This is a genomic window from Paenibacillus sp. MAH-35, assembly GCF_058135425.1.
In genome coordinates this window covers 41,212-65,948 of record NZ_JBYUPU010000024.1, presented here as the reverse complement: position 1 = coordinate 65,948, position 24,737 = coordinate 41,212, and the positions used below count along the sequence as shown (strand labels likewise).

Sequence of the window (24,737 nt, the reverse complement as noted above, 5' to 3'; positions counted from 1 at the left end):
CGTGTCGGGAGTTGTACTTTTGCTTGGCCGGTCAAGACACTTAGCCAAAAACCATCTTAACCTACACCCTCGCTTCTCCCTCCAGGAGAGCGAGGGTTTTCTTTCCTCCACTGGCTATCATCAATTACAAATCCCTCCATGAAAATTTTTTTTGAATGGAATTCATATCCAACCCCCATTAAAAATACCAATTGTTTCGAACCTTTATAGGTAGGGTAATAATTATGGACGTCTTCCCAGAAAGGAGGTGAACGAAACCTTATGAGGAGACTCTATTTCCTCCCAAACGATAACCATATAAAGAAAAGGAGCGGGAGACGATTGTTGAACAAAACGATCACAAAGAAGACCTCCGGCTTGCTGGCCACTTTACTGATCTTGTCCATGCTCGTTCCAGCCCTTGCTTCCGCAGGCATTTATTTTTCAGGTACTTTTAGTTCCAATGGGACTGTGAGCGGGAATGTCTATTTCAACAACGACGGAGACACTGTCGGGGATGACGTTTATGGGCAAAATACGGTAACTGTCGGCGTTTACAGCAAAAACGGAGATTTTATTCGGACGCTACAAGTTTCGAAGGCAACCTACGAAGATGGCACTTCTTATTACAGTATTCCCGGCAATACGGTGATCAACAGTGTGTATGACGCCATCTACTTCAAATACGACAACAGCGTAACCGAAAATGTATACCGTCAGCAAACGACTACTCCGCCTGGATGTACATATTGCGGTGGTGGCGGCGGATTTATTCCACCGACTAACGGAAGCGTAATCGAGGCTTCCAATGGAACGGTAAACGCGAATGATTTGAAAAACGCTCTCGACAAGTTCACGGAAGTTACGATCAAAGTGAATGGGGATTCGGTATCCATTCCGGTGTCGGCTTTATTGAATGCAAAAGAGGGTTCGATCCTGAATATCGTTACGGATCATGGCGCCTATATTTTGCCGCTTGATGCTTTCGATTTTGAAGTGTTAGCGAAGCAAATTGATTCCAGCACAGCCGATCTGAAGCTGAACATCGGCATTAAGAAACTGACCGGCGACGAAGCCAAAGCAGTATCCGATGCTATCTCCGCACTAGGCGGTAAGCAGTTGGCCGACGCTGTCGATTTCTCGATCTCGATCGAAGGCAAGGACGGTAAAAAAGCGGCAATCGACTCGTTCGACCGGTACATCAAACGCAAGCTGCCACTTTCGGAGAAACCTTCCGCTACAGGTACGGTTGCGCTGTATAACACAAGCTCCAAGACGCTTAGCTTCGTTCCAGGCCAGCTTTCCGACACGGAAGCCGAGTTCTGGCGCAACGGCAACAGCGTGTACACAGCACTGGAACTTTCCAAATCGTTCACGGACGTGACCTCGCACTGGGGGAAATCGTACATTGATCTGCTGGCCGGCAAACTGATTATCGACGGTGTAACGGATACGACTTTTGAGCCGGATCGCAATATTACCCGTGCCGAATTTGCCGCACTGATCGTTAGATCGCTAGGACTGAGCACCGTATCAGGCGCAACGTACTTTAACGATGTGAATGGAAGCGACTGGTATGCCGGCGTTGTCGGCGCCGCCGCTAAAGCCGGTCTCGTAGACGGTTACGAAGACAGTACGTTCCGTCCGAACGCCCAGATTACTCGCGAAGAGCTTGCTGCGATTGTAGTAAGAGCATACAAGTATGCGGGCGGCAAGACTACGGTGGACGCTTCCACTCAAGCCCAAATCTTGTCCAAATGGTCTGACAGCGATCGGATCGTCTGGGGTCACAAAGAAGTTGCACAAGCCATCGCATCCGGTTTGATGAACGGGATGACCGATACGACTCTGGAGACATACGGGCAAGCGACACGTGCACAAACAGCCGCTATGCTGAAACGGTTCTTATCGGAAGTTAATTTTATCGAGTAATGGATGTGTCCGGCCATGCTTCCTCATGGGGAAGCATGGTTTTTAATTTTTTTCTATTCTCATGTTTCAAATCCCCTGCCATTGGTTAAGTGTAGTTGATGCCCTTATGGAAGGAGGTGGAAAGACGAGATGAGCTACAATAAAAGAAGGAGCGGGAACCTACTAATGAAGAAGAAAATGTGGAAAAAAACGTCGCAGCTACTTGCAGCTCTAATGATTGTATCGATGCTGCTCCCTGTCCTCGCATCGGCCTCGATGAAATTTGGCGGCTCCTTCGCCTACGACGGGAATTTGTCCGGTCAAATCAAGTTTGATGGGACGATTGGAGATGCGGTCTATAATCACTCCCCGATCACTCTGGGGGTATACGGCAGAGATGGAACTCATATTAGGGACATTTCGGTAACCCTGACTGTATACGAGAATCAAACGTCTACTTACAGAGTGGATAATATGGTTATATCGTCCGTATACGACGCTGTTTATTTCTCCTACGGCGGCGAGGTTACAGGTCTTGTGCACCGCGAATCCGACGATAGCGATCCGGATTCGGATCCCGATCCTGGTTCGGGTAATGGCGGCGGTACCGGAGGCGGTTCCGAAAATGGCGGAAACAACGGTAACGAAGGCGGCGGCTCGGAACAACCGGGTGACGTGACCGACGTAATCGATGCATCCGACGACGGTAAAGTCGACGCAGATAAACTGAAAGCCGCACTTGCCAAGTACAAGGAAGTCACAATCCGCGTCAAAGGGGAAACGGCTTCTATTCCGGCATCGGCTCTTGTCGGCGCCCAGCACGGTTCGGTTTTGAATATTGTTTCTAAAGAAGGCTCTTACATATTGCCTCTGGGTGCTATCGATTTGAAACAACTCGCGGACGCGGTTCAGTCGGATGTAGCTGATGTGAATATTCATGTCGGAATGAAGCTGCTGTCCGGAGATGCAGCCGAATCTGTAGCCGATGCTATTGAAAAACTTGGCGCAAAGGCGCTATCCAATGCGTTCGATGTTCAGTTCGCGGTTGAAGGGAAAGACGGCAACAAGAAGCCGGTTCATGTATTCGATCAATACGTGAAGCGGAAAATCCCGCTGCTGCAAAAACCTTCCCAATCGGCTGTGATCGTCCTGTACAACCCGGATACCCGGAAGCTTAGCTTCGTGCCGGGATCGATCACAGACTCGGAAGCAACATTCTGGCGCACGGGGAACAGCATTTATACCGTAATCGAGCTTAACAAGACGTTTAACGATGTAAGCGGCCACTGGGCCAAATCGGATATCGAGCTGCTCGCCAGCAAATTGATCGTCGAAGACGCTACCGACTCAACGTTTGAGCCGAACCGCAACTTGACCCGGGCTGAGTTTGTTGCACTGGCAGTGCGTGCTTTTGGTCTTGTTGAGATTAATGGCGTGACCTATTTTAGCGACGTCAAGACGAGTGACTGGTACTCCGGCATCATTGCAGCTGCAGCGAAAGCCGGTATCATCAACGGGTACGAGGACGATACGTTCCGTCCTGACGATTCGATCACACGGGAAGAGCTGGCGGCGATTATCGTCCGGGCTTATCAGTATGCCGGCGGAGAGATCGCTATGGACGCCTCTAAGCAATCCAAACTGTTAGCCGAATGGAACGACACCGAATGGATCGTTTGGGCGGATACAGAGGTTGCCAAAGCGTTGTCCGCAGGCCTTATGGTCGGTATGTCCGACACGGAGCTTGAAACGTACCGTTCGGCAACACGCGCTCAAACGGTAACGATGCTTAAACGAGTTTTAAGCAAGCTGGACTTTATTGATTGATATCGGGAAACCGACCGAAACCATCGCCGCCCTATCGGGGTGTGCGGTGGTTTTTGATTTTGAGGTTTTGTTTTTGGGATGGGATATGTTTTTGGGGGGTGGGTTCGGGTACGGGTACGGGTTCGGGGTTGCCGGATTGCGGCTCGAGACAGTCGCTACGTGAGGAGCCACAAATATTCCCGCGAGCAGCGAAGAGAAACGATATAAGATTCCAAAATTGAGTATCTCTGAAACTTTCAAAAGGGAGAGTAGAAGTGTAAGCCTGGATCATCAGCAATCTTTTGACCAGGCCCCCATCACAAACCGCAAATTACCAAAATTCCATCATCGAGTACATGCCTTCAGCAACGCTCCATACAACAAACAACCCAAAGACCCGAACAACGACAGTGATCCGGGTCAACGCAATGTTTTCTCAGCCTTCTTACAGAACCAATCGATCAATCTGAAGCCAATTCTCCCTCAAATATCTTCACTATGTAGACTTCAGGCTGGGCCACGAACTCTGCGAAGCTGCACACATCTGCATACTCCTGGTGCTCTTCGTCATAATAGCCGATACATTTTTTCTTCGGATTCCACACCAGCCGGATATGGGAGTAGTTGTCCATCTCGGAGGACAAGACCAGCAGCTTCTGGCGTCCGGCCTTCATCTCAACCGTATCGGTGAGTGAGAAAAACTGAACATAGTTTACCTGTACATCGTTGTCCGGTAATGAAATCCGAAGCTCGTCCCCTGTGAGAAAGGCTATGAGATCCTTTGGCAGCTTATAGCTCTCCAGGGCATACAGCTTATTGTGTAAATTATGAAATTCCGGTGGCTCCAGAGATTTTAAGTATTCCGCCATTTCTGGATGGTTGTTGCTTACTGCAATCGTATACGCCCGCTCTCCCCCCTTTTCCGCTATCGTAACATCGGCCCCGTGTTCGACGAGATACTTTACCATCGATAAATCGCCATTTCGGGCCGCGACCGTTAATGGAGTAGCTTTGTAGGGATACACCATATCGGGTTCATTGAAATTAATATCCGTACCTCTCTCCAAGAAAAAGGCTATGGTCTTATAATCCCGATTGGAGACCGCCTTTCTCAGCGTCCTCCCGCCATGCTTCTTAATATCCAAACCGAGCTCATAGATGAGGGGAAGATTCTTTTTGTTCCCGTAGTAAGCTTGATCATATGCGCCGGATTTCACCTGATTCAGAGCATCCATCTTGGCTCCGTGGGCGACCACACACCGGACTATGTCTTCCCTGCAATACCGTACCGCGATTAAAAAGGACGGATTGTTTTTCACATTCAAATGTACCCCGTGCTGCACCAGCAGCTTCACCACTTCGAACTGCTCCGAGATCAGTGCAAGCTCTAAAGGACTTAAAGTCGTGTATTTCGTTAGAACGATGCCTTGTTCAATATCCCAACCGCTCTCGAGCGCCCCGGTAAGGGCGGAGACATTACCGGAATGAATATGCATCGCAAGCTCGGGCAGAGTCTCAAATTTGCCGATATCTTTAAGCTGAATCATGTCTAAATCACCTATCTCGTATGTTCTAGTAAAATACGCGGGATGCCCGTCCACGAAAGCGATCTACCTTCCTATAATATATCGGATGGATGATCCTGCCGAAGCGAAGATACCCTCAAAAGAACTATCCCCAGCCGATCGGACCGAGCTAAGGCGCCCCCGGCCCACCCTCTCATTATCGAGCAGTCTTGGCGATCTCCTCGTACAGCCTTCTCCAAGCGGGAGACATCCCCTTGAAATGCTCGGCCTTCAGATCGATCTGCCGGGAAGAAACACTGCTTTTGCTCTCGGATTTGGGAGTTGCTTTATTCTTCGTTTTTACGATCGCCTCTTTACCCGTTCTCTTTGTATTTGTACTTGCCGCGGATGAAGACGGGGACGGCGCTTCGCCATTCCCCGACGGACGAGCCGATTTGGCATGCCTCGCCGCTTTCTCCTTCATCTTCTCCCTTTTGCGCTTGGACATCGCTGCCACCCCCTGTTTACTTATCGATCCATTCCTTGCGCAGGTGGAACAACTGCTGGAGCTCACCCGTCGACATCTCGGTAATCCAGCTCTCGCCTCCTACGATCTGCTCATTAAGCGATTGCTTCCGCTCGATCATATCGTCGATCCGTTCCTCAATCGTACCGAGGGTCACAAACTTGTGTACCTGAACGTTGCGGGTTTGCCCGATCCGAAACGCCCGGTCCGTCGCCTGGTTCTCCACAGCCGGGTTCCACCAGCGGTCGAAATGGAAAACATGGTTCGCCCCCGTCAAATTAAGTCCAGTTCCTCCGGCCTTCAGGGAGAGAATAAACACATGCCTTCCCGCCGTATCCGGACCAGCCGATTGGAAGTTTGCGATCATCTTGTCCCGCCCCGCTTTGGTTACGCCGCCGTGCAGGAAAGCTACCTGCTCACCCAGTTGCCGTTCTAGCAGTTCCTTCAGCATATGCCCCGTTTCGACAAACTGCGTAAAGACGAGGCAGCGGTCTCCCTCCTCCCGCAGCTCCTCCACCATTTCCAGCAAACGCGTTAGTTTATTGGAACGCTCCGGTTCATAATCTCCCGACTTCCCCTTGAGCAGCATTGCCGGATGATTACACAGCTGCTTGAGACGCGTCAGCGACGCCAGGATCAGCCCACGGCGCTCCATGGCGGACAAATCGTCAATTTTCTCGAACAGCTCCCTGACTACATGTTCATATAAAGCCGCTTGTTCGGCGGTCAGATGCACATAAGCTTTGGACTCGTTTTTCTCCGGCAAATCAAGCTGGATCGCAGGGTCGCTCTTAAGTCTGCGGAGCAGAAAAGGCCTTACCAGCTTCTGCACTTGCCCGATCAGGCGGGAATCGTTCGTTTTCTCGATCGGAGTCACATACCGGCGCGTGAACGAAGGCAAGCTCCCTAAATACCCCGGGTTCACAAAATCGAATATGGACCACAGCTCGGTCAGGCGATTCTCGATAGGAGTGCCCGTCAGAGCTATCCGGTGTCCGGCATGGAGTTTACGAATGGCCGAGGCTTGCTTGGTGTATACGTTTTTAATATTTTGCGCTTCGTCAAGGCAAAGGGTGCTCCAGGAAACGCCCGAAAGTTCGACCTCGTCCATATGAGCCAGCGTGTAGGACGTAATCACCAGATCATAACCGGCTACATGTTCGGAAAACGCTTCTCCTTTCACCCGCCCCGTCCCATAATGGACATATACGTTAACCGTCGAGGCGAATCGCTCCAGCTCCTTTTGCCAATTGCCGAGTACGGATGTCGGGCAGATGAGCAAAGCCGGCATTCCAGGTTTGTCCTTCTCGATGACTTTCATCAAATAGGCGATCCATTGAATCGTCTTCCCGAGCCCCATATCGTCGGCCAAACATCCGCCCAGTCCGAAGCGGCGCAAAAAGTACAGCCACGAGCTTCCCTCGAGCTGGTAGCCGCGAAGCGCACCGGTAAATCCGGCGGGGCTCTCCCATGAAGGCAAACCCCCGCTTCCGCTCAAGTTTGCGACCATCGCGGACAGATGTCCGTTCAGCTCCACCTCGAAGCGAAACAGCGCGGATGACTCCGCCTCCGGGGATAACTCTCCCGCTCCTGCCCCCGCATCTTCCAGATGATCCGCTCCGAAACTCGGCTCACCCGTATCCAACAAATGCATCTCCAGCACATCGCGAAACGAAAGCCCTTGCCGGCCGATTCGCTTCATCGTCAGACGAATCTGCTTCAGCAGCAGCGGGTCAAGCTGAACCCAGCGATCCTCCAGCCGTACCAGCCGTTTGTTTTGCGATGCCAACTGCCGGAATTGCTCCTCCGTTATCGTTTGGTCGCCACTTCTTGTAGGAAGGCTTGAAGCGGCCCGCGGACAAGCTTGGTCAAGTAATGTGCCGCCTCTTGGTTTTTTCTTATAGTCTAGCAAGAAAATCATAGGGTACGCAATTAGTTGAATGAACCATTAAGGGCCTACCTCTTCCTATTTCTGTGTATACAATCTAAGATAGCGGGCCGTAAGACTCACAATTTGTCTATGGATTAGAGACAGGTTTTAGGTTAAAACAGCCCTACCTTGGATTCCCTGCCCTTCACGGTTCAAGCACAAAAGGCTTCTCCCCAAGTTCAAAAATCGAACCCGGGAGAAGCCTTTTATCATTAGTATGTGGTTTAACGGCGTTCCTCCGTAGAGAAACCCTTGATGCTACAGGCTTCGCAGCCTGTCTTACATCATGCCGCCCATGAGACAAAAGCGTTTTCATGTGTATTTCGAGTCTTTTTGTAGCGTTTTTGTCCGATTATCTACAGAAATTAGTCGAATAAATCTGTGTGTGTAAGATGTGTGGGTAGAGTATGTGGGCAAATAGCCACCATCCTTGATTAGTCAGTCAACCGAATTATTCCAACTCATTAAACCTTTGGAGCATAGTGGCAACCTCTGCTCTGGTTGCAAGACCAGAAGGATTTAGAGTCAAATCAGAGTTGCCCTTCATAATGCCCTTTGACACAGCCCAAGTAATTGACTCTTTGGCAAAGTCTGAAATTTCATTTGCATCTTTGAAGCTAAGGCTTGAAATTTCAGTAGGAAGGTCAAAGCCTTTAAACTTGGCGTATCTGTAGAGCATAACTGCAATTTGCTCACGAGTGATTGCGTCGTTGGGAGCAAATATACCCTCACCATATCCGTTAACAATTTTGCTTTGGTTTGCCCAAATAATTGGATCTGAATACCAAAGATCGCTTTGAACGTCAGAGAATATATCTGCAAATTCAACATTTGGTTGATTTTCCATACGATATAATACAGTGGCAAGCATTGCACGGCTCATTGTCCCAAAGGGTGAAAACTCTGTTTCAGAAGTCCCCGTGAAAAGCCCCTTGTTATAGGCATACCTTACAGAAAAATAGAACCAATCGTCATGTGCTATATCTGTAAAAGGAGTTTTTCTCACAAATGTAACAACAACAGTGGTGTCACGGCTAACCTCTGGAATGGTGAAAATGTCACGGCCTATAAACTTTTCACCGTTGACAATAATATATTCGGTTTCAAACCCTTCATCGGGAATCATTCTGATGGTTGCAGAGGTTGTTGCACGAATGGTTTGAACTTCAAAGCCATCGGCAATTTTGCCATTTCCGCCTTCAACAGAAGCTCTAACAGAATAGGTAAGATCAGCTCTAACAGAATTGTTAAATCCAATTGTGCCACCGATCGGGGCAACCCAACGTTTCGGTCCGATAATTTTTGAGTTCACAAAGTTTGAAAAGCCAATGCTGAGCTTCTCGATTGCTTCTGAGATTTCCGAAGCCAGAGCATTTTCTTTATCCAAAACAGCCTCAGCCTCGGCAATAACATTCCTCAAATTTTGAGCGGCTATGGTTGTATACCAAAAATCCGGGCTATATATGGTTTTGGGATTATCCGCAATAATGACTGAAGCAAGATAAGATTTGGCAGCAACAATGTCTTCATATAGTGAAGACTTTGAGGCTTCCCTTATTCCAGAGCCAACAATGATTTGCACATCTTCAAACGGTTCCATATACCGCTGAGTCGCATCTTTGTTCGTTACAATGAAGCTGCCTATAGAAAAGCTGAAAGTTCCGTTGTTTCTGGCTTGGAAAACAGCAGTTCCCATATTTTGAAGCATGGAATCAGCTTTTCCGTCGGCGGTCATATCAAGATAGATATAGTTGATGACACCATCGGAATATTTCATTGAAATGTCCTTTTCCATATTCACACTGGTGTTTTTCAGAACATAAGAATCAAAATGCAGCTTTCCTTGAAAGCCATATACCGGCGCCCTTCCGGCGCCAGTATATGAAAGACTTAGTTTAACAAAGATTTCCTCTCCAACTTCAAATTTTGATTTTGAGGAACCAGAGCTGTCCGTTACTGCGATGTTTACACGATAACTAAGGTCTGCGGCATCGTTTGCGCTGTAGGCATAGGATGGTAAAACAACCGCTAGAAGTATCATGCAAAAAATACTTTTGAAATATTTCGTCATCTTCCAAGCGCCTCCATCAGCGTGAGTTGCGCATCTACCATGTCAACAATGCCGTCACCGTTTTTATCAGATCTCAACCAGTATTCTGAAGAACTAAATCCGTTGTAGACATTGTTTAAAATAGCATCCATTGTTGCCGAAATGTCACTTTGATCAATAGCGCCATTACCATCGGTGTCTCCACGAAGAAGAATAGGAGATTTCACCGTTGGTTCAAAAACAAGGTTGGCTGTTAATTGCTCGCCTGTGACAAGTTCCCTTGAAGAACCCATATAGGCTTTCTTAAGGTTGTCATATAAAAGAGTTTGTTTGTTTCCTTCAACCACAACCGTTGCCTTGCCCATGTTCATTTCAGTGTATAGGGTGTACAACGAGAACCCTTGTGTCTGACGAATTTCATAACGATAACCAAGGTCTTTTACATGAATTTTGATAACGTCTGACAGTTCTTTATAGACCGTTTCCCCATGTAGACCTTCAAAAGCAGAAAGTCTATAGCTAACTTTGATTGCCGTTTCGCCGGGAGCTAATGCTTCAATGGTCCCATCTTGTGAAAGGCTGATGATATTCTGATTGTATAGAACGTGCCACACAACGTCTTCTGCTTTTAAAACGGTGTCGCCAAATTTGCGAAGAGCATTAACAGAAAGCACAGTTTTCCCGCCTATGCCAAGCTCGATAGAATCAGGTTGATCATCGGAGCTTTCAAGATCAGAGATTAGTTTAATGCTTTCAAACTCTGACAAAGCACGATTCACAAGATAAACTTGAACAACCGTTTCGTTTCCAGCTTCATCAACCGCTTTAAGAATCAGGGTTTGGTCTGGGTCTTGGCTTGAGGTCTTGCGATTTACAATGAATGTTCCGTCCGGATTTTTAACAATTCCTTCTGAACTACCGTCTAAAGTCAGTGATGCGGATGTTTCTGTTAGACCATGGAAGCTATAGCTTGAATTGGCGCCAACAAAAACAACTTGATTGCTAACGGTGGTATCAACGTTTTCCTTATCAAGGCTTGTTTGAACTTCTTCGCCAAGGAGTAACGTAGGTGCTTTTGTGTCAACAATAAACCCAATTGCACCGGATGACCTACTGCCTTGGATGGTGTCACGATTTTCACCAATCGCTATAAAGTCAAGCAAATGCTGACCGTCTTCAACTGTTTCTTCAAATGACCACACCGTCTTAAATTCCTGAGGCGTGTTTTTATCCTCAGTGTTAAGGTTCAATGTCATTTGAACAGGTCTGTCAAACGTGTAAGTTGCCTCTAGTTTGTCAGTTCTTAAATAATATCGTTCTTTTGATCTGTCCATGTTTGTTTCAACGCTTACAAGCTTAGGTTTATTCATTGAAGGCATAACAAAGCTTTGCGATGATGCAAATTCGGTTGAACTATAATATTCCGCATGTTTAAGAGGAGACTCCACAATTCTAACAGCCTGCGCTTTAACAAAATAAGTCTTGCCTTCCTGTAATAGAGGTCGGTTCGTTTTGTCTTCGAATGGTTTTAGAATGATGTCACTGCCAACTTTATATTGACCAAAGGAACTCTCAACCTCAACACCATCTTCGTCATGGATCGCCACGAAATAGTGTGTTGCCGTTTGGTCACTTCCAGTAATATCAACTTTCACATAGCCGTCACCACTGTAGACCGCAGTCACAGATTCTGGTTTCTGGGGAAGCAGTGGATTTGTGAAGGTGAATGTGGAAGAAGTGATTTTCTTATTCATTCCGCCTTGATGGTTAATAAGCATGGCAACCACATGATATTTCCCTTCAGGGAAGGACTCCGGAAGTGTGAATACATGAGAACCTGATGTAATTTTGTCTAACTCCAGATTGCCAATACTAATTAATGAAGAAGTGTCTGGAATGTTAGTTAATTCAAGGGTTTGCATAATGGATGGGTCTTTTGTGACATAGACATGAAGTGCACCTGAATATTTGCTTTGCTTATCCGTTGTCCAAGAAACGTTAATATCACGGCTTGAATTTTCGCTCTGAGAAGCACTAATACCTGTAAGCTCTGGCATACTTTCCACACTGTTTACTTCAAAGTTGTCGATATAAACATCAGGTGTTGCAACGGAAATGGACCAGTTGCCAGCAACAATAAGAGATGGGTCCGTGATAGAAATGTACAAATAATTTTTGCCATCTAAAGATTGAACAAGATAGTTTCCGTTGCCTTTGTTATCGTCTTCAACCATTGTCAATTTGTTGCCATCTGGATTAGTGACCATGATTTCTGATGCAGAAGGTTTGACAAATCCACGAAGTGGAATTTCAAAGAGAAGTGCATCTTTCGTTGCAGGGCTAACCTCTTTTGTAACGCCATTACCGGCTCGAGTTTTAGCCATTGCCTTTGTAGTTAGTCTTCTCATATTCGTTCCATATAACATGGTGGTTGGCACAAGGTTGCCTTTTTGGTCTAGCGCTTCCGATTGGACATAGTGGACGGCCTTTCCTCTTGAAGATAGGTCGATTGATCCGCCAAAGCTTAGATCACCGTTCCAATAATAGATAAACCCAAGCTTAAGTCCAATGACTTTAAAGTTTGCACCAACAAAGTCAGATGAAACAGCTGCCTCAACTCCTCCAATTTCCTTGCCCCCCACAAATGGGATTGAGTCTGGAATGAACAGTCCTGCGTACACATAACCATAAAAATAATCTTCAGTAATTTTTATCGTGATACCACCACGAATGATTCCAGCGTGAATGCTAATGTTGCCATAGGCATTTAACTGAAAAGGCGATATCCATTGAACATTCATTCCCGCTTGAATATTAAAAATTCTTCCATCATCGTCTCCATTTAACCGGCCAGCACCTTCAATTGCAAGACCGGATAGTTTGGCGTCCAGCTTAAAGTCACCTACAATAATTGCATTAATTAAAAGCCTAGTTTGAAGATGGATGGTTAGTGGTGGAAGTTCGCCTGCTGGTTCTCCAGCAATGGTGTCTGCAAGATTTGAAATTCCTCCGCCAAGTCCTGTGATAAATACATACGGTGCAACCACTGGTACTATCATTGTACTACCTAAAGGATCTGAAGGATCTACAGCTAAAAAGAATGTGATTTTGTCAAGCATCATTTTTGGAACTTCGTTAATAGGAACCTTTTTCAGTGCCAATGACCCTTCTACTTCCAGTATTGCTATTGAAACACCAGCATCAATGGTATAAATATCATCAATGGTGTTAATGGTTATTTCGGCCTTAGCACCGATTTCGTTTCCTACTAATGGGCCTAATATATCTTCGGGCAGCTCGACAGATAGTGTTGTGTTAACGCCAATAAAACCAATATCGCCGTCTTTACTTCCATAGAGAACATCTTTAACATCTGCAGTTAGTGAGCCATTCTCTTTCTCTTCCTCTTTCTCTTTCTCTTTCTCACCCTTCGATTTGTCAGCAGCTTTCAAAGGTAGTGAAATCCTTCCGCCAAAGCTAATTCCGAAATCATCATCATCTCGGGTCATGACACCATACTTAATATTGATTAAAAAACCTGCAATATTTTGCAGCATATAACCAGCATCTCCAAGCTGAAGCTCAAGTGCTTGAGCTTCTTTCTCGGCAACAGCCTCTCGGTCCAGACTGTATTTGATGCCATTTTCGGCTTCAAAATACCATTTATTATGCCAAATATTGATGGAGTTGATTACTTTGATGGTGCCATCACCTTCTAGCTTTGCACCATCGTTGTCAACTGTCATCTTGAGGGACGCGTTACTGTCATAAGTCAAGATGTTGTTGAGCGTAATATCGCCATCGGCTCTGCTAGCAGAGTAATATTTTTCTGTACCTGTATCCATAAGCCTAATTTTCCCACGAAGTGTCAAAAGAATTTCCGTTTTATCTTCTTCAAATTGTATACCTTTGTGAAGAATACCATCTCTTCTAACGTCGCCTTCCATAAATGTCTTCATGGCATCTTCGTTTGCAAAACTAATGTAGTCATACAACTGTCTGTTGTTTGCAGCGTTTGTAAATCGAACTAGCGAAACAATACCATAACTTGCACTTTTATCCTTTGGATTATTTGTCACATCTAGTGTAGCTGCTGCTTTAATTTTTGAACCAAAGGCGTCGATTAGCTGTTGATTTGTAAATCTAAATTCAATGTCGTATTTTCCAACCGTCAAATTTTGGTTCGTTGAAAACGCAAGCGTCTTACCGTTTTCTACAAAACTTATTTTTCTTTTATCGATCAGAACAGTCTCACCACTGGATGATGAAACAAGATAAAGACTCCATCCATCGATTCCCGAAATGGCATTTTCCAATACTTCCATATCACCAGAAACTGTGATATTTTTGTCGCCTTCATAATAAACGGCCGCTGGGAAAACATGCTTCATTGAAACTTCTGGAAGCTTTCCTTCAACTGCAGGAATCAAAATGTTTGTATTTGCACTATAGTCAACCAGTTTATGTGTCTTAGAATCAATAATTTCGGTTGCGTTTAACGAAGCAACTAAACGTTTTGATGTGATCATAGACTGATTCGCTGCAATAATCTCAATATTTGGAATATCAAACACAGTTCCAATGTTAAGACCGCCCGAAATCTTCACCGTGTATTCTCGGGTGTTCGTTGCTGCAAAAACAAGTCCCTCATCGAGGTTAAGCTTCACTATGGGTTCTATGAGCTCTCTTGCTCCCGAGACACTGTTGTCAATGGTTACTGTTGCTTTAAAAACACCATTGTTTTCATATGCTTTTTTGTCTTTTGTCAGTACAACGTTATCTGTTTGGATACCTATTGAAATATTCTTCTGTTGGGTTTGACTAGAGAAATTACCGATCCCATAGAGCATTTCAGAAATTCGGACTTGACCTGGCTCAATTGATTTTTCGTTCCAATAATAAGCCGTTGCCGTGTCGGGAACTAAATATTTGTTTGAATAGTTGGTAAAGTCAACGCTAGGGTTTGGTGTATAATCATATCTTGTGTTTGCAAGATTAACCCAGTGACCAACAATAACTTTATCAACGTTTACGTCTTTGTTGCCGCTCCAGCCGGACAAAAGGGCATAAGCCATTTTGTCCGAAGCTGTAAGAGAATCCACATATCTAATTTGCTGCGGAAGGTTGTCACCGCTATATTCGGTTTCAACGATTGTCGGTTGTGCTGGGTCAACCAAAACATGAGGTGAATCAATTTCTGAACCAAGCGCGTTGTCTAGAAGAAGACGAATACCAACGGTTCCGGCTCTGGCATTGTTATTTTTCACATCATATGAAATACCAATGTTTCCAGCCCTCGAGTTATTAGGGTCAATCGAAATGGACACCTTTTGTGTGATGGTATAGCCCTTGATGTCCCAAGCAATGGTTAGAAGCCTGTTTTGCTCTGAAACAACAGGTTCATGAAGCTTTGTATCGATTCCAAACCAGCCATATTCCTGACCGAAAATATAATCTTTCCCGTCGATACGAACGGTTGTGAATGAGGTTCCATTGCTCCTTGCCGCATCTTCCCTATAAAGCAGCGGAAGATTGTTGTCGAAAGCTTTTTGTGGATGACCATCAATGGTTTCGATTGAAAAACCACCCGTTTTTGAATTGATAGCGTATTTCATAAACTCGTTTGCAATTGAATAATTCGCACTGCTAGCCTCTGCACGACCTGGGAAACTGGCAACAGTGAATAGCATGGTTAGAACAAGAGTTGCAGCTATGCTGCGTTTTAATCTCCTATAAATCGTCAATGCCTATTTCCCTCCTTGATTTGAAACATATACAGCAATGTTGAAATAGTCACGTTTATCCGTTTGGATATATACGGTATACCAACCGTCAGAAACATTATCCATTGTATATATTCCGTTTTTCCCCCGAAGGACCGTTCCTTTTGTTTTCATCTGACCTTGTGTTAAAATACCTTTTTCATAACGTGCATAGGAGATTCCGGAAAAGTTTTTCAGTGAAATTTCAACTTTGTTTCCAAGAACGGTTGCAACGTTTGTGCTGTCTGGCATAACTCCGTTAACGAGGGCTATTGTGTCATAAAGTCCTACAAGGCGAACGGTCCGACGAATGGTTGTTTGATTTCCTGCATCATCTCTTACTGTATAGTCGATATAGTAAGGATTCGAGCGAACAAACTCATTTGCCGAGATGTTGTCAGGGTTAAACACTCGCCCGCCAGCTCCATAGTTTATGGTGACCCGGTTTGTTAGATCAACATTTTGACCTGCAACCACATCCCATGCTTCTATGTCTAGAAGCTTCGACTTGTCATATGCAATTGAAGCATCCTTTGCAGGCGTCATTCCTTCGATGAAGATGAGCTCCTCGCCATTTTTCAGTTTTAGCACAGGAGGTGTTTTGTCGATTACACCAACGTTGACGCCATAGGAGGTATAATCCCCTGTTCTTCCTTGAAGGTTAAAATTATAAAGTCCATTTTCTCTATAGTTCATTGATTTAGCTTGTTCCCAAGAGTCGTTTCCGCCCACGAACTTCGCATCTTTGTCAGTGATTAAAGTGACTTGCACATTCTGGTTCGTTGTTGGGTTTTTGTCGATTCCCACAACATATCCAGCTTCTTTTCCAGATGTGTCAACACCAACAATAATCTTGTTTTGATGATTCTTTTCCACCCACTCACCGGCTTGGTTTTGTTCGAGATATTGATAGGTCCAACGAACTTCTTTAACCTTTGGTCCTCCAACTTCAATTCCTTCAACCGTTAAAAGAATTTTTTGTGTTAAGCCCGTTTGGTCTCTAACTAGAAAGACATGCTCCCCGTTCGTCTTAACGTTGATCACTGTATCTTTATAGGATACAACATCACCGTTTTCATTTTTCACCTCAGACAAAAGTGCATATTCATATCCACGATAAGAAACGGTGAGATCTGTAAGCTTTCTAAGCATGTCCAGCGGAACGCCATCACGGTCACGCATTTGGTCAAAGGTTACATTAACGCTTAGTTTATCTTCTGCTAATGTTGCAGTTGCGCTGACTTGCGGCGGCGTGGAAACAATATTTGAAATTGTAATAACCTCATATCCTTCGTTGCCATAATCGTCAACAAAGGACATGGTAACCGTACCATTTTTTCTAAAGCGAACAGCTTTTGTGCCAGGGATATGTACGATATCGTTGGCAGTTAGGCTTCCGGCAGGTTCTACACCGGTGACTGTAATTGTTTTGATATCTTTGCTAAACTGTGTCAACTCAACATTCACACTGTGTGTAGTAATTGTGGTTGGAAGTGTGCTGTATGTCCTTGCGGTTGCAGTTGGCGCTACTTTGTTAATGTTTGAAACTGTGATTGGAGAAGTCCACTTGTTCCCAGCGTTGTCATAGGCTGTAACATAATAAATTCCCGAGCTGTCAAGCTCAACCACATATTCATTTTCAAGTGGCTCACCTTTGAATGGATAAACCACATCGCCCTTCTTAACCTCCGCAAATGCTATTTCACCCGAATCATCAGATAAAGTAATCGTTGCAAAGATATTTTGGTTTGTCTTGGAGGTGTTTGATAACACATAGGATGTTTGACCAATTGTGTTGTCAAACTGGTTATAGCTAACCGTATGAGAACCTGTGTTTCCTGCATGATCCCTAAACTCAAATGTGAATGTATGAACATCTTGAGTTAGAGTCCTTGATAGTGCTGCGTTGTTGTTTGTCATAGAAAGAGTTTTTTCGCCGCCGATAAACTTGAGCGTTGCCATAACCCTTCTATAGGCTTTTCCTTCTTGGATTGGAACCCAATCTCCAAGATAGTTTTCGTAGGCGTATTCAACCGTGTAGTGTTTGTCTTGCTCGATTGGCGTTTTATCAATGTTTGAGACTGTGGCTGGAACGATTGTTTCCATTCCTGCTTTGTTTGTCACTTTGAAATATACCGTTGCATTTTGCTCGAATGTTTCGGTGTGCGATACAATGGAGTCAATTGGGCTAAAGTTGATGCCGTCATACGAACGTTCAAGCTTTAAAATTCCGCTTTCCGGGTCAGATATAGAAAGTGTTGCGTTAACATTTTGGTTTGTTGGCTCCGTGATCGAATAGGCTACATTGGCAACAGGTACAGTTTCGTCAACTACCGAGATTGCAACATACTCAGCTTCCATCCGATCGGCTTCAATTCCTTCGGTAGTGTATGCCTTGAAATAAGCTGATTTTGTTGTTTTGCCATCTCTTAGCGCTTCAAAAACAAGCTTGGAATAAGCTGTTTGATAGGTAGCAGAATTAACTGTACTTGGTTGATAGGTAACAGAACTAACTGTAAATGAAGGGTCAATAACACTTAGCTCTGTATTTAGTTCTAATCCAGACAACACTGCATTTTCGACAAAGAAATATTGTCCAGAATACTTTGGATTGGGAACGACAACATAATAAAGCTTATCGCCTTGGTTATAGGATATAAACCCTCCATTTTGGATGGTTTGACCATTTTTCTCTACATAACCTGTAATATCAAATCCTGTAACAAACTCGACATCAGGTGTGAATTCTAGAACATGATCCCTTCCGACCTCGTCCTGAACATAGAGGCTGATTTTATTATTGTTTTGAATAACAACATCATAGTCCATCACGTAGTTAGCGGATGTTGTTAAAAGTCCTGTATGAAGAAGGTTCGAACTTGCCATAGCCCCCACAGCATCGCCCTGGGCAGGTGCGTTAGGCATTACGGTTACATAAACATTAAATGTAACGGTAACCGTTGAGGTGGTTTTTGTTGTTGCAGGGTTTGCGCTAACACTTACAATGGATGCTTGCGCGTCAACCAGGCTTACTGTTGAGTCATAGAAAACTTTTTCAGTCACATTTCCTGCTTTGTCGACGGCTTTGATCCCAATTGCATAGCTTCCACTAAGCCCTTTCAAGTCAATGGTATAGGTTGTCTGTTTGTTTCCTTCGCCATTAACGATTACCGGACTACTTTGCATGTTCACGGATGGACTTGAATGAAACAACGCATAGTCAGCTTCTGTTAGAATATGGTTTTGTGTTGGATCTTTTATAAGTGCGAATGAAACCGTTGTGTCATTCTTGTCTGAAACATCCACGGTGACAACGCCATCTTGTCTTGCTCCTTTCGCCACGATTTCACTTGACGCAAGGGCAGATGGAGCTGTTTTGTCAATGTTTGAAACTGAAATAGGAACTAAAACACTGTTTCCAAGCTCGTCAGATAGTGTCAGGTTTGTTGTAATGTTTTCGTTAATCGTTACGGTGAATCCACCGTTTGCATAGGGTGAAACCGTGATTTTGCTTGCATCTTGTGGTGAAACTATCAGTTTGCTAATTCCCGTGCCAACATCATTTGCTGCTATTCTTGCTGTCACTGATGCGTTTGTTGGCTGAATAGTGCTATAGTCCGGCAGTTCAAAGGTTGGTGCTTGGCTATCATAAAGAATGGTGACAGATCTTGTGTCAGTTATAAATTCAGGTCTATCGTCAGCAGGATAATTGATGAGCCCGAATCTAAAATCGATTTTGTTGACACCCTCTTGAAGCGGAACAGGTGTGTCGAGTGTAAAATAATAATAACCGCCAAAGTTGTTACCCGCGTTAAACGTAGGCACTAAAACGCCGTTATCTGTTGGCATGCCGTCAGTTGTTGCATAATATACCGGTTTTTGATATTTCCATGTGCTGTCATAAGTCCATGCTTTATGGGGTTCACTCAAAACAGCGTAGACATTATATTTTCCATCCGTTGTTGTCCCCATTCCGTTTAAGGTCTTTGGCTGCTTATGTTCTAATGTATCAATTTTCGCAGGTCCTGACCGCATGCCAAAGTATGGGGAAACCTTTTTGCTTACTCTTCCATGCGGGTCTGTTGCAACAACTACAATGCTGTACGCACCTGATGGAAGTCCTGCCATTGTCAAGGTTTGATCAACCTCTACTATGTTTTCACTGTTTGGCGTCAGTGTCAGCGGATAGTCTGGCGTATCTGCAATTTTACTATCAAAATCTGGTTTAGATAAATAGTAATATGCACTTGCAATTCCGCTGCGATCTGTCACTTTCACGTTAAACTGATGTGATGATTTAAAATGATCATGCTGACTTCCGACGGTATAGCTAATCTCCGGGTAAAAATAATCATAGGTGTATTCTCGTGAAAATTCGGCAGTGTTGCCAGACTGTTTATCTGTAACACGATATTCAAGTATATATTTTCCGTCCGCCCAAATTGTTCTTCCTGTAGCATCATTTTGTTTTTCAGCAACACCAACATCTTGTCCACTATATGTTCTAAAGATTTGTGTAAAGGTGGGCGTCCAGGTATTGCTGGGATGAGCAATCCATCTATAACTCGTTTCAATGTTTGGATCGCTTGTGTCGAAACTGATGTTAAAACGTGGTTTTGGAAGACTCGCATCATCCGTAATCAGTGTGTCGACAATATTTCCATTGTAAATCTTCACAGGTCTTGTATAATATCTTGACACTTGCTCGTTTCTTGAATCATTTCCAAGTGAGTCTACTGAGAAATAATAGAGAGTTCCATCAAAGTTTTCACCTTTTGGAATGGATATCATAGCCGTTGCGCTATCGCCTTCTGAGTCTACAAATGCCCACACACCTTGAGTTGAAGCAATTTCTCCTGATACAGGTTGAATTTGATCGATTGGAGTGTCAGGCGGCGTCGCAGTTCCGTTAATAAAGGTATAATAGGTCCTTGACCAGCCGTTAGTGGTGCTTTGTTGAAGGTCGTTCATTTCAAACCTATAGTCATTTCTTTTACGAAACTGCCCATCTTGCGGATGTACCGTTTCTTGAATGGTCACTCGTGGAGCCTGATTATCAAATTTGATATTTTCAATTTCTGCATATCCGGCGTCTCCGCCTAGTGGATTGTTAGCTTTATCCCATCCATAAAGCCGAAGCTTGAATTCGCCTTCTGTTGGAACGATTGGACTTAGTTTGATGCTAACTCCATTTAAAACTTGCGTGTTAATGGGTGCGGTAACACTTGTTGCGTTTCCTGTACCGTCAAAGTTTGTTATTCTTGTCATTACCGGTTCATAGGAATCACCGCTTTTCTTGTACAGCTCATAATTAAAAAAGTTTTGATTCAAACTGGTGTGGGCGACATTTCCGTCTGGATAGAGTGTTTCGCTTGAAACCATATAAAATTCATGCTTCTTTTTGATGTTGTTTTGAATTGAATTTGCTCCCACAAGGTCATTTCCATTTTGGTCGGTAACTCTTATGGTTGGTGTTTTGGTGTCAACCTTGTGAGTTGAAAAATAAAAACTTTGTGATGTCTTTGATTCTGGTGTTGGATTCTCCAAATGATAGGCCTGAGCTCGACCATTCTTCGTTAAATGCGTAGACACGTTGTTAAGCTGAAGCCTTATGCCCTCGCTTTCCACTGCGCTAACATCCAGCGGCACTTTTCCAGTAAACTGAAGTGTGCCGTTTGGTTTTCCATCATTGCCTTTCAGTTTTGTCATGGTAAGGTTAGCAAGCGGTGTTGCCGTATTGTTTCCAAGATATAACACAGGTGTTGCTTGGAGGTTTGTTATGAGCTCCGTTTTTTCTTCCTGCGTCATGGTTTTCTTATGAATGGAATCCGCTTCAATTGTGATATTAACATCTGTAAATTTTCGATTTAGATAGAGATTGTCAGCACCATGGAAAAAGCTAGTGGTTTGACTGATATTTGGTTTTCCAAGGTTATATATGCTACGATAAAACGTATAAGTTACATCTTTATAATAGTAATCCTGTCCCCCTATCTTTGTTGTTAAATAGGTTTTAACTCCGGGATTTCCTGAAATTGTGTGCGCAAAAGTCCCTCCAAGGCTTTCAGCATGGGTAGACTGGGCAAGAAGTGCCACCCTATAGGTTAGCGAAATCTCTGCTTTGTCCTGTGCAACCATTGCATCGTGAAGCTTTTTTCGGTCTATATCCAATTTGAAATTTTGTGTTTTTGTTGGCTCTTGAAATGTTAACCAATCACGGCCTACAGAGTCGTCCGAAAGTGTATAACTGAAAACAGGAGCATCCTCATATTGCATAATGTCATAGTGACCATATTGATCTCTGACCTTTTTGTCCCAGTTTACACTTTCAGTGCCTGACGAATTAGCATCGAGATAGAACTCTCCCCCAAGCGTATCAACGTAACCTAGATCTGTGAATTTTCTTTTGGTTACGTCTGAAATGTCACGATAAAGTCTGCCACGATCTTTTGTCCATGAGTCTATTCGAATGGTCTTCACCTTTGTTGGATTTGTATTCCCCTCCAGATAAGGAAGATACAAATCCACATATTCACCGTACCAATCATCACTGCCGACAAGCCAAAAAACGAATTCGTTCATTCTCCATGGCGGAGTATTTTGCACTCCAAAGGTATATTCTGCATAAGAACCCGGCTCAAAGTCGTCGCCAGGTCCGTCAATATTAAATGCATGGTCAGAGCTTTCTCCTGTTTCATAGGTACTTACGCCCATAACAAGATTATCATCTGTTCCGTTTCCTCCTGTTTTCACACCAATCTTATAGATATAGGTTGTTGACACATTCGCATAAACAGGTACTACTGATATTAGAACCGAAAGTACTAGTATCAAACTTAAAATCTTCTTCATAAAATACCTCCTCGTATAATAACATTTTCAAATCCGCTGATTCGGCCGCTGCCGCCTGCTGCATCGGCAGTAAGTTCATTGGCAGATATGAACCATTGACAACCAAATTTCGACAGTATTTTCCCTTCATAGTACCATCGTTGATAGAAGAAGTGCTGAATTGTAAAGAAAACTTTAAGTTTCGTAGATAGAATAGACTACGAAGCCAACCTTTATGTGACCAAGACACGCAAAAAAGAGGCTCCCAAAAGTTTGGTGAACTCATGCGAAGCCTCTCTAAGGATATTTATTCGATTCCAACATCGTCATCGCCATTCTGGACAACGATCAGCCTTTACAGCTAATTTTCGTTGAAAATAGTTTCTATATACTTTGAGCTAAGACCAATGGCTTTTAGCTCTTCTTTCATTTCATGTATGTGTGCGATTTTTCTGTTAGGGACATATAAAGCCACGCCATTGCGATTTTTATAGCCTGCTGAATTTCTTACTTCGAATGCAAGCGCTTGGGCTGCAGCAGTGATTTCTGATGATTTGCCCATTATATCTATAAGATCATATTGATCAAATATCCCTTCGTTTTTGCCTAATAGCTCTGAGTTGTTTGCAAGGTCTGTTAATGAGAAATCAAATTGTGCATGTTCTATTGCCTTAACCAATGATTCAGCCTGAGAAAGCTTCATCATTGACATTGTTGTTGGAATATTAGCTTCCATCCCCGAATGAAGGGTAAAGGAATCTAACATTAAACGCCCCACTCTTTCCGTGCTAATTTGTGGGTTTCGCTCCATTGCACTTATCCATGTGGTATAATATAACCCTCCTGCGGGGGTTGAATCTTCAGAAGCTATGAGATATTTGCCATGGTTTCTAAGGGCATAGGCAGTTTCAACTGTGCCCATAAGACACGCATCAAAGACGATTAAGTCGAAATACATATCTGATGCATCGATTGCCTCCGAAAGCTCCGAAACTTTCATCGTTTTTCGTCCGTTTAGCTCGTCTGCACCAAATCCACCCATTGTACCATACCCATGGTCCCATAAAATCAGGATATAACGCTCATTTGGTGCAACGCTTTTGCCCCAAAGAAGAAAATCCCTTAGTGTTTTAGGATCTGATGCGGCGGTTTGGATGAGGCTTTCGTGCTTTTCAAGTTGTCCATTGCTAACTTCAAAACGTTCTGATGCTCCACCAGTCATATATTTGTTGTGATATTTGAGCGTTCCGCCTGTTTGAATCAAGATTTTCGTATTTTGGTTTGGCTGACCGCGAAAAATTTCTTCCAAGTCCTTTGTTAGCCGGCCTTGTTGTGATTCAAGGTCAGAACCAATTGCATATATTAAAATCGTCGATGAATCATAATTTTTATTATCCTGCTCCCAAAGTGACCTTGCCTCGTTTAAACTTTGCGTTGTGAACACATCTGTTTCGCGAAGGATTTGACCTAGTGTTGCAAGTTGGTTTTTGGGTCTTGTATTTAAAACATAGCTGCTTATTTTCGCAAGAGTCCCCCGATTAAATTCGACTTCTTTTGTAAGGTCTATTCCTAAAACCATAGAAGCGAAAGAAACCGCGGTTTCATAGGTAAAGTCGCCCTTTGTTTCTGAATATCCCAAAACCCTTAAAACCATTGCACAATATTGGTTTAGAGAGGCTTGTTGGTTGCCGCCAAAACGATGTTCATTAATTCCGTTAACTATACCATTTGTATATGCAAACGACACATAGGGACTTTCCCAATCCGTATCATGAAATGGATTTTGGTAGGTATTTTTCTGAATGTCTTCTTCCTTCCCCCACAGACGAAGCATCATCACAAGGGCCTCTGCTCTGGTAGGCACCCGCGAAAGTTCATATCCATTCCCCGTTCCACTGAACAATCCCAAGTGGTTAAGCGCTTCTGCGTAGCTTGAGTTTTGTGCCGCTGCTGATGGAGTTGTTGCAAGAAGAAAGATTAAAAGAATGATTAAACTTCGGATATTTTTCATCAAATTACGACCTTTCAATTTATAAATTTCTGGCAAGTTATCGCTTGGCGTGGCCAGTCTGACGGCCGGCTTCAAAGCGGTCCAAAATCTGGATACGAATTGTCCGACAACCGGAGTTATTCTGAAGGCGGAGCTGGGGTCAGTTTATGATGCTACAAGATGTCACAACAAAAGAAATCGTTGTTGTGATGACACCTGCACTTATATATACAAAAATGTTACTAATAATCGGTGCGATGGTTGTTCTGAATATGGTTATCTGATGGTGGGGCTAGTCCACGCGCCCGCGCGGCGTAGGGAAGGGGCGCTAATCTTTCTGCTGGTGTCGGTGGTTGCTCTAGTTACTGTTGTCAACGATTTTACGAGGGCGGCAACGAATGAAGAGCGGATTGCGCGTGAACTGCAGAAAGTTAACAACAATCTGGT

At 44.1% G+C, this 24,737-nt stretch carries 8 protein-coding genes and 1 pseudogene; 2 read left to right on the top strand and 7 right to left on the bottom strand.

The features are described 5' to 3' along the window. Positions 1-324 precede the first annotated feature (324 nt). Together AC3Y2E_RS22455 and AC3Y2E_RS22450 are read left to right on the top strand one after the other, a co-directional pair. On the top strand, positions 325-1,911 hold the full coding sequence (locus tag AC3Y2E_RS22455; protein ID WP_379214311.1) for an S-layer homology domain-containing protein: 1,587 nt from the start codon (positions 325-327) through the stop codon (positions 1,909-1,911). A 165-nt stretch (positions 1,912-2,076) separates the two neighbouring features. Continuing rightward, positions 2,077-3,717: an S-layer homology domain-containing protein gene (locus tag AC3Y2E_RS22450; protein WP_379214309.1), complete on the top strand. Its 1,641-nt coding sequence runs from the start codon at positions 2,077-2,079 to the stop codon at positions 3,715-3,717. A gap of 440 nt (positions 3,718-4,157) precedes the next feature. Here AC3Y2E_RS22450 and AC3Y2E_RS22445 read toward each other — a convergent pair whose 3' ends face one another. The 7 genes and pseudogenes from AC3Y2E_RS22445 to AC3Y2E_RS22415 form a co-directional block, all read right to left on the bottom strand. After that, positions 4,158-5,243 carry an ankyrin repeat domain-containing protein gene (locus AC3Y2E_RS22445; RefSeq protein ID WP_379214307.1) on the bottom strand — a complete coding sequence of 362 codons (1,086 nt, stop codon included), beginning with the start codon at positions 5,241-5,243 and terminating at the stop codon, positions 4,158-4,160. Between the two features lie 175 nt (positions 5,244-5,418). Next, a complete protein-coding gene (locus AC3Y2E_RS22440; protein WP_379214305.1) occupies positions 5,419-5,709 on the bottom strand; it encodes a hypothetical protein in 291 nt (96 codons plus the stop codon). Positions 5,710-5,725: 16 nt separating this feature from the next. Next, a pseudogene (locus tag AC3Y2E_RS22435) lies at positions 5,726-7,552 on the bottom strand (DEAD/DEAH box helicase); the annotation flags it as partial. A 556-nt stretch (positions 7,553-8,108) separates the two neighbouring features. Further along, positions 8,109-9,728, bottom strand: coding sequence for an S-layer homology domain-containing protein (locus tag AC3Y2E_RS22430; RefSeq protein WP_332075794.1), 1,620 nt, complete (start codon positions 9,726-9,728; stop codon positions 8,109-8,111). Next, positions 9,725-15,451, bottom strand: a complete 5,727-nt coding sequence (locus tag AC3Y2E_RS22425) for a hypothetical protein (RefSeq protein WP_379214302.1) — start codon at positions 15,449-15,451, stop codon at positions 9,725-9,727. The genes AC3Y2E_RS22430 and AC3Y2E_RS22425 overlap by 4 nt, the downstream gene beginning before the upstream one ends. Positions 15,452-15,454: 3 nt before the next feature. After that, on the bottom strand, positions 15,455-22,321 hold the full coding sequence (locus AC3Y2E_RS22420; protein WP_379214300.1) for a hypothetical protein: 6,867 nt from the start codon (positions 22,319-22,321) through the stop codon (positions 15,455-15,457). A gap of 340 nt (positions 22,322-22,661) precedes the next feature. Continuing rightward, positions 22,662-24,347, bottom strand: coding sequence for a clostripain-related cysteine peptidase (locus AC3Y2E_RS22415; RefSeq protein WP_379214298.1), 1,686 nt, complete (start codon positions 24,345-24,347; stop codon positions 22,662-22,664). Positions 24,348-24,737: the final 390 nt, after the last annotated feature.

Bases quoted from the DNA above. Each gene is read 5' to 3' on its own strand.
- AC3Y2E_RS22450 (WP_379214309.1), top strand. From the start codon at position 2,077: ATGAAGAAGAAAATGTGGAAAAAAACGTCGCAGCTACTTGCAGCTCTA.
- AC3Y2E_RS22445 (WP_379214307.1), bottom strand. From the start codon at position 5,243: ATGATTCAGCTTAAAGATATCGGCAAATTTGAGACTCTGCCCGAGCTT.
- AC3Y2E_RS22440 (WP_379214305.1), bottom strand. From the start codon at position 5,709: ATGTCCAAGCGCAAAAGGGAGAAGATGAAGGAGAAAGCGGCGAGGCAT.
- AC3Y2E_RS22430 (WP_332075794.1), bottom strand. From the start codon at position 9,728: ATGACGAAATATTTCAAAAGTATTTTTTGCATGATACTTCTAGCGGTT.
- AC3Y2E_RS22420 (WP_379214300.1), bottom strand. From the start codon at position 22,321: ATGAAGAAGATTTTAAGTTTGATACTAGTACTTTCGGTTCTAATATCA.